At 64.6% G+C, this 15,387-nt stretch carries 10 protein-coding genes and 1 pseudogene; 6 read left to right on the top strand and 5 right to left on the bottom strand.

Annotated elements, in window-relative coordinates; all coding sequences use genetic code 11:
* Entirely contained in the window at positions 1-162 is a 162-nt protein-coding gene (locus ACRQ5J_RS13225; RefSeq protein ID WP_432383725.1) for a hypothetical protein, read from the bottom strand.
* Between ACRQ5J_RS13225 and ACRQ5J_RS13230 the strand changes: the two genes are divergently transcribed.
* Positions 99-485: a DUF4844 domain-containing protein gene (locus ACRQ5J_RS13230; RefSeq protein WP_432377387.1), complete on the top strand. Its 387-nt coding sequence runs from the start codon at positions 99-101 to the stop codon at positions 483-485. The genes ACRQ5J_RS13225 and ACRQ5J_RS13230 overlap by 64 nt on opposite strands.
* Here ACRQ5J_RS13230 and ACRQ5J_RS13235 read toward each other — a convergent pair.
* Complete coding sequence (locus ACRQ5J_RS13235) at positions 482-2,632, bottom strand: hybrid sensor histidine kinase/response regulator (RefSeq protein ID WP_432377388.1); 2,151 nt, start codon at positions 2,630-2,632, stop codon at positions 482-484. The two genes, ACRQ5J_RS13230 and ACRQ5J_RS13235, sit on opposite strands and share 4 nt — an antisense overlap.
* Before the next feature lie 131 nt (positions 2,633-2,763).
* A complete protein-coding gene (locus ACRQ5J_RS13240) occupies positions 2,764-4,125 on the bottom strand; it encodes an MFS transporter (protein ID WP_432377389.1) in 1,362 nt (453 codons plus the stop codon).
* A gap of 337 nt (positions 4,126-4,462) precedes the next feature.
* On the opposite strand from ACRQ5J_RS13240, the pseudogene ACRQ5J_RS13245 reads away from it, so the two are divergent.
* Positions 4,463-6,612, top strand: a pseudogene (locus ACRQ5J_RS13245) (NADP-dependent isocitrate dehydrogenase).
* 114 nt (positions 6,613-6,726) lie between these two features.
* Here ACRQ5J_RS13245 and ACRQ5J_RS13250 read toward each other — a convergent pair.
* A complete protein-coding gene (locus ACRQ5J_RS13250) occupies positions 6,727-7,350 on the bottom strand; it encodes a hydrolase (RefSeq protein ID WP_432377390.1) in 624 nt (207 codons plus the stop codon).
* Between the two features lie 139 nt (positions 7,351-7,489).
* On the opposite strand from ACRQ5J_RS13250, the gene ACRQ5J_RS13255 reads away from it, so the two are divergent.
* Positions 7,490-8,023: a hypothetical protein gene (locus tag ACRQ5J_RS13255; RefSeq protein ID WP_432377391.1), complete on the top strand. Its 534-nt coding sequence runs from the start codon at positions 7,490-7,492 to the stop codon at positions 8,021-8,023.
* Here the strand turns inward: ACRQ5J_RS13255 and ACRQ5J_RS13260 are convergent.
* Complete coding sequence (locus ACRQ5J_RS13260) at positions 7,996-9,594, bottom strand: DUF5605 domain-containing protein (protein ID WP_432377392.1); 1,599 nt, start codon at positions 9,592-9,594, stop codon at positions 7,996-7,998. The genes ACRQ5J_RS13255 and ACRQ5J_RS13260 overlap by 28 nt on opposite strands.
* A 62-nt stretch (positions 9,595-9,656) precedes the next feature.
* Between ACRQ5J_RS13260 and pelA the strand changes: the two genes are divergently transcribed.
* From pelA to ACRQ5J_RS13275, 3 genes are all read left to right on the top strand, one after another.
* On the top strand, positions 9,657-10,892 hold the full coding sequence (gene pelA / locus ACRQ5J_RS13265; RefSeq protein WP_432377393.1) for a pectate lyase: 1,236 nt from the start codon (positions 9,657-9,659) through the stop codon (positions 10,890-10,892).
* 11 nt (positions 10,893-10,903) lie between these two features.
* On the top strand, positions 10,904-12,271 hold the full coding sequence (locus ACRQ5J_RS13270; protein WP_432377394.1) for a DUF1593 domain-containing protein: 1,368 nt from the start codon (positions 10,904-10,906) through the stop codon (positions 12,269-12,271).
* Positions 12,272-12,347: 76 nt separating this feature from the next.
* On the top strand, positions 12,348-15,254 hold the full coding sequence (locus ACRQ5J_RS13275) for a TonB-dependent receptor domain-containing protein (RefSeq protein WP_432377395.1): 2,907 nt from the start codon (positions 12,348-12,350) through the stop codon (positions 15,252-15,254).
* Positions 15,255-15,387 lie beyond the last annotated feature (133 nt).

Here is a 15,387-nt window from a genome sequence, read left to right on the forward strand (position 1 = left end):
TTATCCAGGAAAGAAATTGTTCAAAAAGTATTCCGCACCATCGTCATCGCCGTTGCCGCGCTGATCGCCGGCGGATCGTCCGGCCTGAGTTTTTATCTGTGGCCGACCGGTTTCAACGATCATCAACTGGCGATCACGCCGGACGTCATCCAGCGCTTGCAAAGCTTGCAGGCGGAACGCAAGTTCGAGTTGGACGCCACCACTTTTACCCTGGCGCCAGGAATGAGGAGCAGCGGCGCGTGGCGCAGGCGGCGGTGGACGGCACGTTGCAGGCGCTGATCGCCGAGTTGCCGGAGCGGCCGCAGCGCTCCACCGTGCTGCGCGCGATGAAGCGCTCCCTGGCCGATTTCAACAGCGGGGAATCCGAAGAGCGGGATCAATTGCTGGCCTACTTCGGCAAGGTGCTGGATATCTGCGGCATCCAGACCTCGGCTGAGCTGTTTAACGTCTGGCGTTACGGCTTCCCTTACGGCTGGCTGATTTAGCTGAGCGGCGCGGTGGCGCGCTGCAGGTCGGCCACGCTGGCCGGCTTGGTCAGGTGCAGGTTGAACTGCGCCTCGTAGGCCCGGGCCACGTCTTCCTTCTGGCCATAGCCGGTGAGCGCCACCAGCCGTACCTTGTCGCCGCCGGCTTGCTGGCGGATGGCGGTGGCCAGCTCGTAGCCGCTCATGTCCGGCAGGCCGATGTCCAGAATCGCCACCTGCGGCATCTGCTGGCGCACCGCCTCGAGCGCCTCGGCCCCGCTGTGGGCGATGCGCACCTCGTGACCCAGCAATTGCAGCAGCGCCGCGCCGGACAGCGCGGCGTCGATATTGTCATCGACCAGCAGCAGTTGCAGGCCTGCGTCCTCGGCCGTACCGGCCGATGCCGACGCTGTCGCGGGCGGCGCGGTCAGCGGCAGCAGCACCTCGAAGCGGCTGCCCATGCCGGCGCCGGCGCTGTGCGCGCGCACCTCGCCGCCGTGCAGGTCGACGATTTTGTGCACGATGGCGAGGCCCAGGCCGAGTCCGCCACTGCGGCGCGCCAGCGATTGCGGCGCCTGGTGAAACGGCTCGAATACGCGCGCGATCAGCTCCTCGCTCATGCCGATGCCGTTGTCGCTGACTTCCAGCCGCGCATGCGCGTCGTCGCTGCCGAGCGTGACGCGGGTAGCGCTGCTGCCGAAGCGGGCGGCGTTGGACAGCAGGTTGTTGAGCACCTGCGTCAGGCGGCTGTCGTCGCCCATGACCCAGGTGGCGGCCGGCGCGGACAGGCTGATTTGCTGGCCCGGCGCCGCCGCCACCGCATGGCGCACGACGTCGGCCAGATTCAGCGGATGCAGGTCCAGTTGCAGCTTGCCGGATGTGATGCGCGACAGGTCGAGCAAATCGTCCACCAGGCGGCGCAAGTGGTTGACCTGCCGCCGCATGACGGCGCGCTCTTTGCGGCTGGTCGCTTCGTCGCGCATGTCCAGCAGATCGAGCGAGGTGACGATGGGGCTGAGCGGGTTGCGCAGTTCGTGGCCCAGCACGGCGAGGAATTCGTCCTTGGCGCGGCCGGCCTCGCGCGCATCGGCCAGCGCGGCCTGGTGGCTGGCCAGCGCGCGGTTGAGCGAGTCGAGCAACTGCGTGCGCTCGCGCTCCTGCGCGTTGCGTTGCTGCTCGGCCTGTTCCAGCGCCTGGCCGATCAGGTCGATTTCGGTGATGCCCGACGGCGCCACGGTCAGCGGCGCCCCGGAGCCGAGCGCGGCGGTGTTGTGTTGCAGCGCCTTGATGGTGGTCAGCAGCCGCTTCGATAGCAGCGAGGCGAGCAGGAAGCAGGCCAGCAGCGACAGCACGATGCCGGCGCCGTACACGCCCATGCGCTCGAACGCGGCCGCGCGCAGGCCCTCAAGCGGCCGGCCGACCACCAGCGCCCAGCCGTAGCGCGAGCGGGTGGTGTAAGCGGTGGCGACCGTCTGGCCCTCGCTGGTGACGGCGCTGCCAAAACCTTCCGCGCCGGTGGCGCGCATCAGTTGCACCAGCGAGCTGCTGGGCTGCTCGCCGACCCTGCCTTGCTGGTCGCGCGAACGCGCCACCACCGCGCGCGCGCCGTCGCGGATGGCGATCACCGCATCGGACGGCACCTGCTGGCGCTGAATCAGGCGCAGCATGCGGTCCGGCTGGATCACCGCCGTCAGGGTATACAGCTTGCCTTGATCGCCGGCGATCAGCACGCGCACCGGGAAGGCCGGGCGGCCGCCGCGGCCACGGGCGATCTGGCCAGCCACCGGCTGCTGGCTGGACAGTAGCTGGCGCATGCTGCGGGGATCGGCCAGCGGCGGCGGCGCGGCGCCGTAGTCATCCATGGTGCGCAGCAAGGTGTTGCCGTTGCCGTCGGTGAGGATGACGCCCAGCCAGTCGGGCTGCTTGCGCACCAGCGCGTTGGCGGCGGCGTAAAAACCGGGCAGGTCGCCGTTTTGCAGCGGCGCGGCGTTGCCGAGCGAGGTCAGCGTGGCGACCGCGCTGTCGAGTTCGGCGTCGACCGCGCTTGACAGCGCGCGCGCCAGGTCCAGCATCCAGCGCTCCTGCTCGCGCTCCTTGTATTCGCCGGCCGCGTGCAAGCTCCAGGCGCCGAGCAAGGCCAGCGGCAACAGCCCGATGGCGGTCAGCATAATCAGCAAATACCGCAAGGAAAACGCAAACCGGGGCCGTGCTGACATAAAAAGGGGAACTAAATATTGGAATACGACAATTTACACGAAAAAAGCCCGCATAGCGGGCTTTTCTGTATTGTGCACGGCTTTTATGCGGCCTCTGGCGCGCCTTCCAGCTTGCGCATCACGGGCGTCTTGAATTCGAAGCGCTTGATTTCGCCGACCATGAACAGGTAGCAGGCGATGGTCACCACCGCGTTGGCGCCGACGAACACCAGCGCGCCGGCGAACGAACCGGTGGCTTGCAGGATGTAGCCGATGACGATCGGGGTGGTGATGCCGGCGGTGTTGCCGAAGGTGTTGAACAGCGCGCCGCTCATGCCGCCGGCTTCTTTCGGCGAGGTGTCGGCCACCACCGCCCAGCCCAGCGCGCCGATGCCCTTGCCGAAGAAGGCGATCGACATCACCATGATGACCAGCCAGTCGGCTTCGACGTAGTTACACACGATCATCGAGGTCGACAGCAGCATGCCGCAGACGATCGGCGTTTTGCGCGCCACCGACAGCGACTTGCCCGACTTGATCAGGCGGTCCGAGATCACGCCGCCCAGCACGCCGCCGAGGAAGCCTGCCACGGCCGGCAGCGCGGCCACGAAGCCGGCCTTCAGAATCGTCATATGGCGCTCCTGCACCAGGTATACCGGGAACCAGGTCAGGAAGAAGTAGGTCAGCGTGTTGATGCAATACTGGCCGATGTACACGCCCAGCAGCATGCGGTTGCCCAGCAGCTGCTTGATGCACGACCAGGTATCGAGCTTGGTGGTAGCGGCAACCTTGTTCTTGCTTTCCAGGTCGACCAGCGCGCCGCCGGCTTCAATATAGGCCACTTCGGCCGCGTTGGCTTTCGGGTGGTCTTTCGGGCCGTACACGGTTTTCAGCCAGATGAAGGCCATGAAGATGCCGAGGCCGCCCATGACGAAGAACACGCTTTCCCAGCCGAAGGCGTGCACCAGCCAGCCCATGATCGGGGCGAACAGCACGGTGGCGAAGTATTGCGCCGAGTTGAAGATGGCCGCCGCCGTGCCGCGTTCGCTGGTCGGGAACCAGGCCGAGGCGATGCGCGAGTTGCCGGGGAAAGAGGGCGCCTCGGCCGCGCCGATCAGCAGGCGCAGCACGAACAGCGCGGTGACCGCGGCCGCGCCGGTGAAGAAGCCGACCGTGCCCATCAGCATGGTGAACAGCGACCACAGGAAGATACTGAAGAAATAAGTGATTTTCGAGCCGAAGCGGTCGAGCAGCCAGCCGCCCGGCAGCTGGGCCAGCACATACGACCAGGCGAAGGCGGAGAACACAAAGCCCATCTCGACCGGACTGAGTCCCAGCAGGCGCTTGATCTCGGGGCCGGCGATCGCGATGGTGGCGCGGTCGGCGTAGTTAATCGTGGTTACAGCGAACAGTATTGCCAGAATCATCCACCGGACGCGGGTGGCTTGGGGTTGTTGCGTGGTCATGCCAGTCTCCTTACTTTGGTGCGCTGATCATAGCTCAGATATCAGACATCATACAACCAAATATCTACTAGCAGCTTGCTAGTAAACGTTTAACCTGTTGATTTTTATACACATGCACCATGGAGGTGCATGCGCAGGTTGTATGATGACAATAAGCGCTGTGAATAGAGTGGCATCATTTGCACAAACCCCGGCATCAGGGATTACAATAACGGGCGTAATTACTCCGAGCACCAATCGTTTACGAGGGAATGAACATGGCAACACAAAATCCAAAAATCATCTACACGCTGACTGACGAAGCCCCCTGCTGGCAACTTATTCCCTGCTGCCTATCATCAAGAAGTTCACCGCACCGGCTGGCGTCGATGTCGTGTCGAGCGATATTTCGGTCGCCGCCCGCGTATTGGCGGAGTTTCCTGAATTCCTGACTGACGAACAAAAAGTACCGAACAACCTGGCTGAACTGGGCGCGCTGACGCTGAAGCCGGAAGCCAACATCATCAAGCTGCCGAACATCTCGGCCTCGGTCGCCCAGCTGCAAGCGGCCATCCGCGAACTGCAAGGCAAGGGCTACAAGCTGCCGGACTTCCCGGAAGACCCAAAACCGACGAAGAAAAAGCGCTGAAGGCCCGCTACAGCAAGTGCATCGGCTCGGCCGTGAACCCGGTGCTGCGCGAAGGTAACTCGGACCGCCGCGCGCCGAAGGCCGTCAAGGAATACGCGCGCAAGCACCCGCATTCGATGGGCGAGTGGAGCCAGGCGTCGCGCACCCACGTGTCGCACATGCACGCGGGCGACTTCTACCACGGCGAAAAGTCCATGACCCTGGACAAGGCGCGCGACGTCAAGATGGAGCTGATCACCGCCTCCGGCAAAACCATCGTGCTGAAGCCGAAGGTCTCGCTGCAAGCGGGCGAAATCATCGACTCCATGTTCATGAGCAAGAAAGCGCTGCTGGAGTTCTACGAGAAAGAAATCGACGACGCCTACAAGACCGGCGTGATGTTCTCGCTGCACGTCAAAGCCACCATGATGAAGGTTTCGCACCCGATCGTGTTCGGCCACTGCGTGCGCATCTTCTACAAGGACGCGTTCGAGAAGCACGCCAAGCTGTTCGACGAACTGGGTGTGAACGTCAACAACGGCATGGTCAACCTGTACGAGAAAATCGAAAAGCTGCCGGCGTCGCAGAAGGACGAAATCCTCAAGGACCTGCACGCCTGCCACGAACACCGTCCGAAGCTGGCCATGGTCGACTCGGCCAAGGGCATCACCAACTTCCATTCGCCGAACGACGTCATCGTTGACGCCTCAATGCCGGCCATGATCCGCATCGGCGGCAAGATGTGGGGCGCCGATGGCCGCACCGCCGACGTCAAGGCCGTCATGCCGGAATCGACCTTCGCCCGCATCTACCAGGAGATGATCAACTTCTGCAAATGGCATGGCAACTTCGATCCGACCACCATGGGCACGGTGCCGAACGTCGGCCTGATGGCGCAGCAAGCCGAGGAATACGGCTCGCACGACAAGACCTTTGAGGTGGCCGAAGGCGGCATCGCCAACATCACCGACCTGGCCACCGGCGAAGTGCTGCTGACCCAGACCGTGGAAGCGGGCGACATCTGGCGCATGTGCCAGGTGAAGGACGCGCCGATCCGCGACTGGGTGAAACTGGCCGTGACCCGCGCCCGCAACTCCGGCATGCCTGCCGTGTTCTGGCTGGACCCGTACCGTCCGCACGAAGCCGAAGTGATCAAGAAAGTCCAGGTCTACCTGAAGGATCACGACACCAGCGGCCTGGACATCCAGATCATGTCGCAAGTGCGCGCCATGCGCTACACGCTGGAGCGCGTCTCGCGCGGCCTGGACACCATCTCGGTGACCGGCAACATCCTGCGCGACTACCTGACCGACCTGTTCCCGATCCTGGAGCTGGGCACCTCGGCCAAGATGCTGTCGATCGTGCCGCTGATGGCTGGCGGCGGCATGTACGAAACCGGCGCCGGCGGTTCGGCGCCGAAGCACGTCAAGCAGCTGGTGGAAGAAAACCACCTGCGCTGGGATTCGCTGGGCGAGTTCCTGGCGCTGGCGGTGTCGCTGGAAGAGCTGGGCATCAAGGAAAACAACGCCAAGGCCAAGATCCTGGCCAAGACGCTGGACGAAGCGACCGGCAAGCTGCTGGACAACAGCAAGTCGCCATCGTCGCGCACCGGCGAGCTGGACAACCGTGGCAGCCACTTCTACCTGTCGCTGTACTGGGCGCAAGCACTGGCCGCGCAGACCGAGGACGCCGAGCTGGCCGCCAAGTTCGCGCCGCTGGCCAAGCAGCTGTCGGAAAACGAAACCAAGATCGTTGACGAGCTCAACAGCGTGCAAGGCCAGGCCAAGGACATCGGCGGCTACTACCAGCCGGATCCGGTCAAAACCGCCGAGGTGATGCGTCCAAGCGCCACCTTCAACGCTGCGATCGACGCGGCGTAAAAGCAAGGGCAGCGCACCGTCGTTCCCGCGCAGGCGGGAACCCATGCGCGGCCTGCGTAGCCGGCGTGCCATGGATTCCCGCCTGCGCGGGAATGACGGCGTGTTTCGTCCAGCTTACTGCGGTGGCGTCAGCATCTGCCGCGCGTAGCGCAGGCCGACGCCATAACCGCCGCCATTTTTCTCAATGACGGCGCGCGCCGCGTCGTACGTCTCGCGGCGGGTCCAATCGCGCTGCAACTCCAGCAGCACTTGCAGCCAACTGGTCAGTTGTGCGCCTTTGCCGGCCATGCGCTGCAGCGCCAGGTCGTGCCCGGCCACGGTCAGGCCGCCGCAGGCATCGCCCACCACATAGCATTCATAACCGGCTTCCTGCGCGCTCAGCACAGCGAAGCTGATGCACGCTTCGCTCAGCATGCCGGAGAACAGCAGTTTCTTGCGGCCGGTCGCTTCGATGGCGGCGCGCACCGTGTCGTCTTCCCACGCGTTCATATTGCGGCGTTCCAGCACCGGGTGCTCCGGCGCCAGCGCGTGCAGGTCCGGCAGCAGCGGCCCGCTGTAGACCTTGCTGGCGGAGGTGCTGATGACCATCGGCAGCGAAAACGCCAGCGCCGTTTCCATCAGCGCCACCGAGTTGTTCAGCAGCGTCTGGCGTTCCATCGATTGCACGCCGAATTGCAGGCCGGCTTGCTGGTCCAGCAGGATCAGCGCGCAGTTTTGCGGTGTCAGTAAGTCTTGCATGGTTCTCTCACATTAAGGGGATGATGGCGCGATTGTAGGCGCGCCGCGCCGGCCGCAAATCCCTTGAAGTGGCAGTGGCCGCCTCCCTCTTTGGTGGCAGAAATTGACGCCGCCCGGCACCGCGTGCGAGGATGCGGCCATGCACGCTTTCCTTTCCGGCCTGACGGCCAGCGCCATCGCCTCCGCCTTGCTGGTGGTAGCCTGGCTGTGCCTGCTGCGCTGGGCGCGGTATTCAGGCTGGGGGATTGCGCTGCTGACCTTGATTGGTACGATAGGCCACGAGGCACTGCATGCGCTGGTCGGCTGGCTGGTCAATGCGAAGCCGACTTCGTTTTCGATTATTCCCCGGCGGCAGGGCAATGTCTGGCTGCTGGGATCGGTCGGTTTCAGGAATCTGACGATCTGGAACGCGGCGCCGGCTGCCTTCGCGCCGCTGCTGCTGGCCGGCGTGGCCTGGCTGTTGTTCGGGCACTGGATGCAGCCGGCGTTTCAGTACGGCCATTATCTCAGCTGGGCCGGGGCTGGTTATGTGGTGGCGGTGGCGCTGTTTTCTTCGGTGCCGTCGCACATCGATATCCGGATGGGCGCGGCCTCCGCGCTGCTGTACCTTGCCATTGGCGGCGCGGCGGGCCTGGCGTTCTGGCTTTATAGTTCGTCTTCCAGCGTGGCTTGAGGTTTCATCCGGCCCGGCTCGCCGTTGATGCGCTGAATGCGCAGGGCCATGTAGGGCTTGCCGGGCAGCTTGACCACGCGCTGGTGCTTGTCTTTGGCGGTGTAGCGCGTGGGCGTGTCCAGCTCGAAGGTGTCGGGCACGCGGGTGATCGTCATATTCCAGGTGTCGATCAGGTCCACCTGGAAGCGCATGCCCTTGGCGAGGTCGCGCACCGGCAGCACGAACGGCCATTCCCTCGGCTGTTCGTCGCCGAAGTAGTACAGGTAGTACTCGCCTTTCTTGCCGGCGGCGTTCATGACGAAGGCCTGGTCGATCGGCGTCAGCCCCTCCGCCGGGCCGGCTTCGACGATCTGGCGCAGGAAGGCGATGCGCGGCGGACTGGTGCCGTCCAGCTTGCCGCCGCCACCGATCCAGCCGTTGTCGATGATTTCGCCATGGGTGGCGTAGGCGCCGCCGGTCAGCGCGATCCAGAAGCGCCGCGTCAGCTCTTCGCCGCTGAGCTGGCCCCAGCGGCTTTCCGAGTTGCCCTCGTAATTGATTTCATCGTGGACCACCGGCTTTTTGTAGATGTCGCGCAGCAGCGGCGAGACGCCGAATACCTTGACCGCGTTGTAATACTGCAGGCTGACGTGCGTGACCCACGGCTTGCTGTAGTCGTATAGCCGGTCGGCGTTGTGGATCGAGCGCAGGTGATTGTAGGGATCGTGCTTCTGCACCAGCTGGAAGTAGTGGTCGAAATCCTCGTCGCTGAGGTGCTTGATGTAGCTGTTCTCGTTGGCCAGGCTCCACCAGATATTCTGGAACGCGGCAAAGCGCGCCACCATGTATTTGACGAAGCGGCGGTTGGTTTCGTCATTGGTGGTGTCGAAGCCCCATTGCCCTTTGTCGTAGGGCCGGAACAGGATCAGGTCGACCTGAATGCCGAGATCGCTCAAGCGCTGTACGTCGCGCTCCAGGCTTTGAAAATACGCCGGGTTGAAACGCGAGAAGTCAAAATTGTCCCTGGCCGTGCCGACGAACGGAAACACGGTCAGCTTGTCCGGCCCCTGCACATAGTACGGCTTGTAGGGCGGCACGGCCAGCATGCGCGCTTTATTGAATGGGCTGGTTTTCAAGGTGGCCAGGGTTTGCAGCTTGCGTGCCTCCGGCTGGAATGCCCATTCGTAAATCGTGGTGCCGAAGGGATAGTAGCGGCTGCCGTCGGCGTAGGCGAAGTGGTGGGTGTTGGCGACGCGCACCGGGCCACGGTTCTTGCTCTCGACGCACAGCAGTGCGCCGGTCTTGTTGTTCAGCTCTGCATAATTGCTGTGGGTGGTGTAGGTCCACGGCCCCTCGCGGTCGGGCATGAAGCGGATCTTGTAGAGGCCGTCGCCGTCGTAAAATCCGTCCGGCCGGTAGCTGCGGCCGCCTTGCTGGAAGGTGGCGCTGAGCTCCAGGTTGGCGTAGGGATTGCCTGCGGCCGGGCCGGGCAGGGTGAGTTCATACACGCCATACTTGGGTACGCTCTGCTGCGCCCAGGCGGCGCCGTGGAGGCCGCACAGGAGCAGGATGCATGACAGGATTTTTCTCATCGCTTGTCCTCGGGGGAAAAAGAATGCAGGATGTGATTATGGCAAACATTACGGATGAGTCTATGAATATGGTTAAACACTGGATGCTGGCAACGGCGCTGGCCTTGCTGCTGCCGGCGCAGGCGGCGGTCGTGGGGCAGGTGGTGCCGGCGGCGCCGTTGACGGACGCGGCGGTCGCTGACCGTCCCGAGTGGCAGGCCTATCTGGCGCGCTCGCGCGCCTTGATGGCTGCCGACAAGGCCGCGTTCAATGCCGAGCGTGCGGCCGGACAGGCGCCGCCGGTGCCGTCCTCGTCCGCTGGCTACAAGACCATGCCGCTGAACCTTCCCGCCGACTGGTATGCGTCGGCCGAGGCGCGCCATGTGGCCGATGTGATCGTCAGCTTCCAGACGCCGGCCGGCGGCTGGGGCAAGAATATGCCGCGTGACGGCGCCGTGCGCCAGCGCGGCCAGCCGTATGTGGCCGGCCATGATGGCCAATCTGCGGATGTGTCGTGGAGCTGGGTTGGCACCTTCGACAACGACGCCACCACCACCGAGATGCATTTCCTCGGCCGCGTGGCGCAGGCGGCGCCGGACGCGGCCGAAGCCTGGCGCGCCAGCTTCCTGCGCGGTCTGCAATATATTCTGGACGCCCAGTATCCGAACGGCGGCTGGCCGCAGGTGTATCCGCTGCAAGGCGGTTATCACGATGCGATCACCTACAATGACGACGCCATGGTCGATATCGTCAAGCTGCTGTCGGCCATCGCCCGCGGCGAATACGCCTTCGTGCCGGCCGCGCTGCGTGCCCAAGCCGGCCAGGCGGAACAGCGCGCGATCGCTTGCATACTGGCCTCGCAGGTGCGCATCGGCGGCCGCCTGACGGCATGGGCGCAGCAGTACAGCCCGGTTTCGCTGCAACCGGCCGGGGCGCGCAATTTCGAGCCGGACGCGCTGTCGAGCGGCGAGAGCAGCGGCCTGCTGCTGTTCCTGATGCAGATCGAACAGCCGACGCCGCCGGTGGCCGCCGCCATCGAAGCGGGCGTGGCCTGGCTGCAAGCGACCGCCGTGCACGATCAGACGTGGCAGCATACGCCGCAAGGCAGCAAGCTGATCGCACAGGCCGGCGCGCCGCCGCTGTGGGCGCGCTACGTCAGCCTGGAGAGCGGCAAGCCGGTCTTCGGCGACCGCGACCGCACGCTGCATGACGACGTTAGCGAGCTGTCGGCCGAGCGCCGCGACGGCTATGCCTGGTATGTGACCAGCGGCCAGAAAGTGCTGGCCGCGTATGCGCGCTGGAAGAAACGCCAGCCATAAGGGAGAGCCGCATGGATCGACGCCATTTCCTGGCCTTTGCACTGGGCTTGCCATTTGCCGGCCTGGCCGCCGGGGCCGCCACGCTGCCAAGGGTGATCGTCTCCACCGACATCGGCGGCACCGACTTCGACGATTTCCAGTCGCTTGTGCATCTGCTGGTCTACGCCGACATGATCGATCTGGAAGGGCTGATCGCCTCGCCGTGGGGCGAGGGCAGGGACCGCAAGCGCCATCTGCTGACGATCATCGACGCCTACGAACAAGACTACCCGAACCTGCGCACCTGGTCGGCACGCTATCCGGCGCCCGGGCGCTTGCGCGCGATCGCCGGGCAGGGCGGTTCGGACCTGGCGCCGCCGCCGGGCTGGGGCGAGCCGACCGACGGTTCCAGCTGGATCATTTCCTGCGCGCGCCGCGACGACCCCCGGCCGCTGTGGCTGCTGCTGTGGGGCGGCTACGAAGACCTGGCGCAGGCATTGCACGACGCGCCCGATATCAAGCCAAAGCTGCGCGTCTACATGATCGGCGGCCCGAACAAGAAGTGGTCGACCGCCGCCTACGACTACATCGCGCGCGCGCATCCGGACTTGTGGATCATCGAAAACAATTCCAGCTACCGGGGCTGGTTTGCCGGCGGCCGCCAGGACGGCGATCTGGGCAATGAACGCTTTGTCGCCCGGCACGTCAAGGGCGTCGGCGCGCTGGGCGATTACTTCGCCGGCATCGCGCCGAAGATCAAGATGGGCGATACGCCGTCGCTGGCCTATGTGCTCGGCGCGCACCCGGAAGATCCCGGCCATGGCGGCTGGGGCGGGCAATTTGTGCGGGCCTGGGACCGGCCGCGCGTGACGTTCAGCAGGCCGCCAACTGCCAGCGACGAGGTCGAAACCTTCTCGGTGATCGAGCTGGTCTACCATCCGGCCGGGATGGCGCCGCCGCAGCCGCGCGCCACGCTGGTGGTCGACCAGCAGGAATTCGCCGGCACGCTGGCGGCGGACGGCGCCTGGCATTTCCTGTTTTCGCCCAAGGAAAGCAAAAAGTGGTCTTACCAGATTAGCAGCAACCATCCGGGGCTGGACGGCCAGAACGGCGGCTTCACGTCGCGCCTGCCGACGCCGGCGCAGACCGCGCGCGTGACCGGAAAATACCCGAACTGGTGGACCGACAATCCCGCGCCAGCCCTGATGGAAGGCCGGGAGCCCGGCGCCAAGACCACCAGCCAATGGCGCGAAGCCTATCTGCGCGACTTCGCCGAACGCCTGCTGCGCACCGCAAAACCGCCCCAACGTCACTATCACAATGATAGTAAATATGGTTTTTTAGCAACACCTTGCGATTTTTGTAGCGCAAGTGGCCTGACCACATTACTGTACTGGTAGTGCCAGATTAAATCTGGTTCTACCACTTAAAAAATATGACCGAAACACCGGTCGCATAAAATGACAGGAGACAGTAATGAGAAATTCACGTCCAAGCCGTGTGCAGCGCCTCGCCCTGGCCAGCGCGGTAGCCAGCGCCATGCTGCAAATTGCCGCCGAAGCCCAGGCCCAGGGCCAGGCTGCAGCGGAAGCCGAACCGGTCACTTCCATCGTCGTCACCGGCTCGCTGATCCGCCGCGTGGCCGATGAGGGCGCCACGCCGCTGACCATCAACAAGGCCAGCGACCTGGAGGCGCGCGGCAATACCGAACTGAAGGACTTCGTGCTGGAACAGCCGCAGTCGCTGTCGCTGGGCACCAACTCCGGCGCCGCCGGGCCGGTGACCAATCTGCGCGGCCTCGGCCCGATGCGCACCCTGACGCTGCTGAACGGCCGCCGCCTCGCCAACGAGCCGCTGCAGGACCAGTACGTGTCGGTCAACGTGATTCCGCGCATGGCGCTGGACCGCGTGGAAACCCTGAGCGGCGGCGCCGCCTCGATCTATGGCGCCGACGCCATCGGCGGCGTGCAGAACTATCTGACCAAGCGCAACTACCGCGGCGCCGCGGTCAAGGCCGAATACGCCACGCCGGAAATGAGCGGCGGCGGCGAGAGCAAGAGCGTCGGCCTGATCGCCGGCTGGGGCAATCTGAATTCGGACGGCTGGAATATCTACATCGCCGCCGACCACCAGGAGAAGGGCGCGCTGTTCCAGTCCGACCGCCCGAACCAGCACGATCCCGAAGTGCTGCGCCAGCTGGGCCTGGGCATCGCGCCGGACGCGCGCAACGCCTCGCCGTTCGCCAACTTCGGCTTTACCCGCGCGGCCAACACCAACTACAACCCGACCTTTGCCAGCGGCTGCGGCGCGCCGTATTCCTTGCCGACGCTGGGCAACAACAGCGTGGCCGCGACGCCGACCTACGCGGCCGGCTGCGCGCGCAACACGCTGTACTGGAACTCCATCACCGACGGCAGCCGCATCACCACCATGTCCGGCCGCGCCAGCCTGAATCTGGATGGCGGCCACCGCATTGACCTCGATCTGCTGCACTCGGAATTCACCGTGCAGAAGTATCGCGGCATGCAGGTGCCGGGCACCAACAACCCGTTCACCACCTACTCGCTGCCGGCGACCAGCCGCTTCTATCCGGGCGCCGGCATCACGCCGGCCGTCAAGGTGGTCAACGGCAACAGCGCCACGCCGGTCATGTACATCGACCAGGCCAAGACGCCGGGCACGGTCACCAACCTGGCGATGGGCGGGCGCACGATTTACTTCCAGTGGGGTCCGGCCGAACTGGGCCCGGCGTACCGTAACGACCGCCAGACCAACGACCGCCTGGTGCTGTCGGCCGAAGGCTCGGTGTGGGGCTGGGATTACCGCGCCGGCGTCAACTATGGCCGTTCCGAGCGCGACACCGCGGCCGGCGCCGGCTATGTGCTGTACTCGAAAATCCAGCAGGGCTTCAACCAGGGCATCCTGAATCCGTTCGGCTTGCAGGACGCGGCCGGCGCCGAATACCTGCGCAATTCGCAGGCGCTGGATTACACCTACCGCCTCAACAAGGCCTACAACCAGAGCGTCGATCTGACCGTGTCGAAGGGCATCTGGGCGCTGGGCGGCGGCGACCTGACGGTGGCGATCTCGGGCGAGCTGCGCAAGGATTCGGCCAAGGTTGGCGGCGCGCCGCTGGACTACGTGCTGCGCAAGGCCGACGGCAGCTACAACATCGACGCCTCGGGCAACGTGGTGCAGACCGACCTGGTCGGCGAAACCCCGCTGGGCGTGGCCAAGAAGCTGGAACGCAAGATTTCGTCGCTGACGCTGGAAGTCGAGGCGCCGCTGACCGACAAGTTCCTGCTCAACGGCGCGGTGCGCGCCGACCGTTACGACGACCTGAAAACCACCACCATCAATCCGAAGCTGGCCACGCGCTGGCAGGTGGCGCAGCCGCTGGTGCTGCGCGCCTCGGTGTCGACCGGCTTCCGCGCGCCGTCGATCATGGACATCCAGAACCCGACGCCGGAAGTGCGCACCCAGATGATGGACGACCCGGTGCTGTGCCCGAGCGCGCAACCGACCGTGCCGGCCACCGGCACGCCGCGTCCGGGCTACACCTTCGACCAGGTGTGCAACGTCAACACCGCGTACTGGACCAAGTCGCCGAACAACTCCTTCCTGAAACCGGAAAAGTCGCGCGGCTTCTCGTATGGCTTCGCGTTCGAGCCGTTCAAGGACTTGACGCTGACCATCGACTACTGGGGCTTGCGCCTGAACGACGTGCTGGGCGCGACCTCGATCGCCGAGATCCAGCAGAATCCGGCCAAGTATGAATCGTTCATCCTGCGCAATGCGGACGGCACGATCGACCACATCATCGCCAGCCAGGCCAACCGCGGCAAGGCGCGCATCCGTGGCGCCGACCTGTCGGCCTCGTACCGCTTCCCGCGCGCCAGCTTCGGCAACTTTGATGTCAAGCTGGACGGCACCTGGTACCAGAAGAACGAGTTCCAGAGCGAGAAGGATGGCGTGTGGCTGCAAAACGTCGGCGTCATCACCAACGATGGCCGTTACGGCAGCGCCGGCCCGAACGCCGGCCTGGCCGGCATGCCGCAGATTAACCCGCGCTGGAAGCACACGGCGTCGGTCAACTACAGCATCGGCGACTGGCGCGCCACGCTGTCGCAGCGCTATAACACCAGCCTGACCGATCTGACGCCACGCGCCGGTTCGACCAAGACCAAGGTGGATTCGTACAGCCAGTACAACCTGAACGTGCGCTACCTCGGCATCAAGAACACCACCGTCTCGCTGGGTGTGAACAACATCACGCAGGAATGGCCGCCGGTGACCGCCAACACCGTCTACAACGGCTATATCACCAGCATGGCTGATATGATGGGCCGCGTGTACCGGCTGTCGGTGGAGTACAAGTTCTGAGCACCTGAGCGGTGAGCAGGACTTAAACACCGTCATTCCCGCGAAGGCGGGAATCCATGCTTCGCTGGCGATTTTGGTACAGCCGGCGCAAAGGCAAACTCAGCATGGATTCCCGCCTGCGCGGGAATGACGC

It is taken from the genome of Duganella sp. P38 (genome assembly GCF_050859475.1).
Classification (GTDB): domain Bacteria; phylum Pseudomonadota; class Gammaproteobacteria; order Burkholderiales; family Burkholderiaceae_D; genus Rugamonas.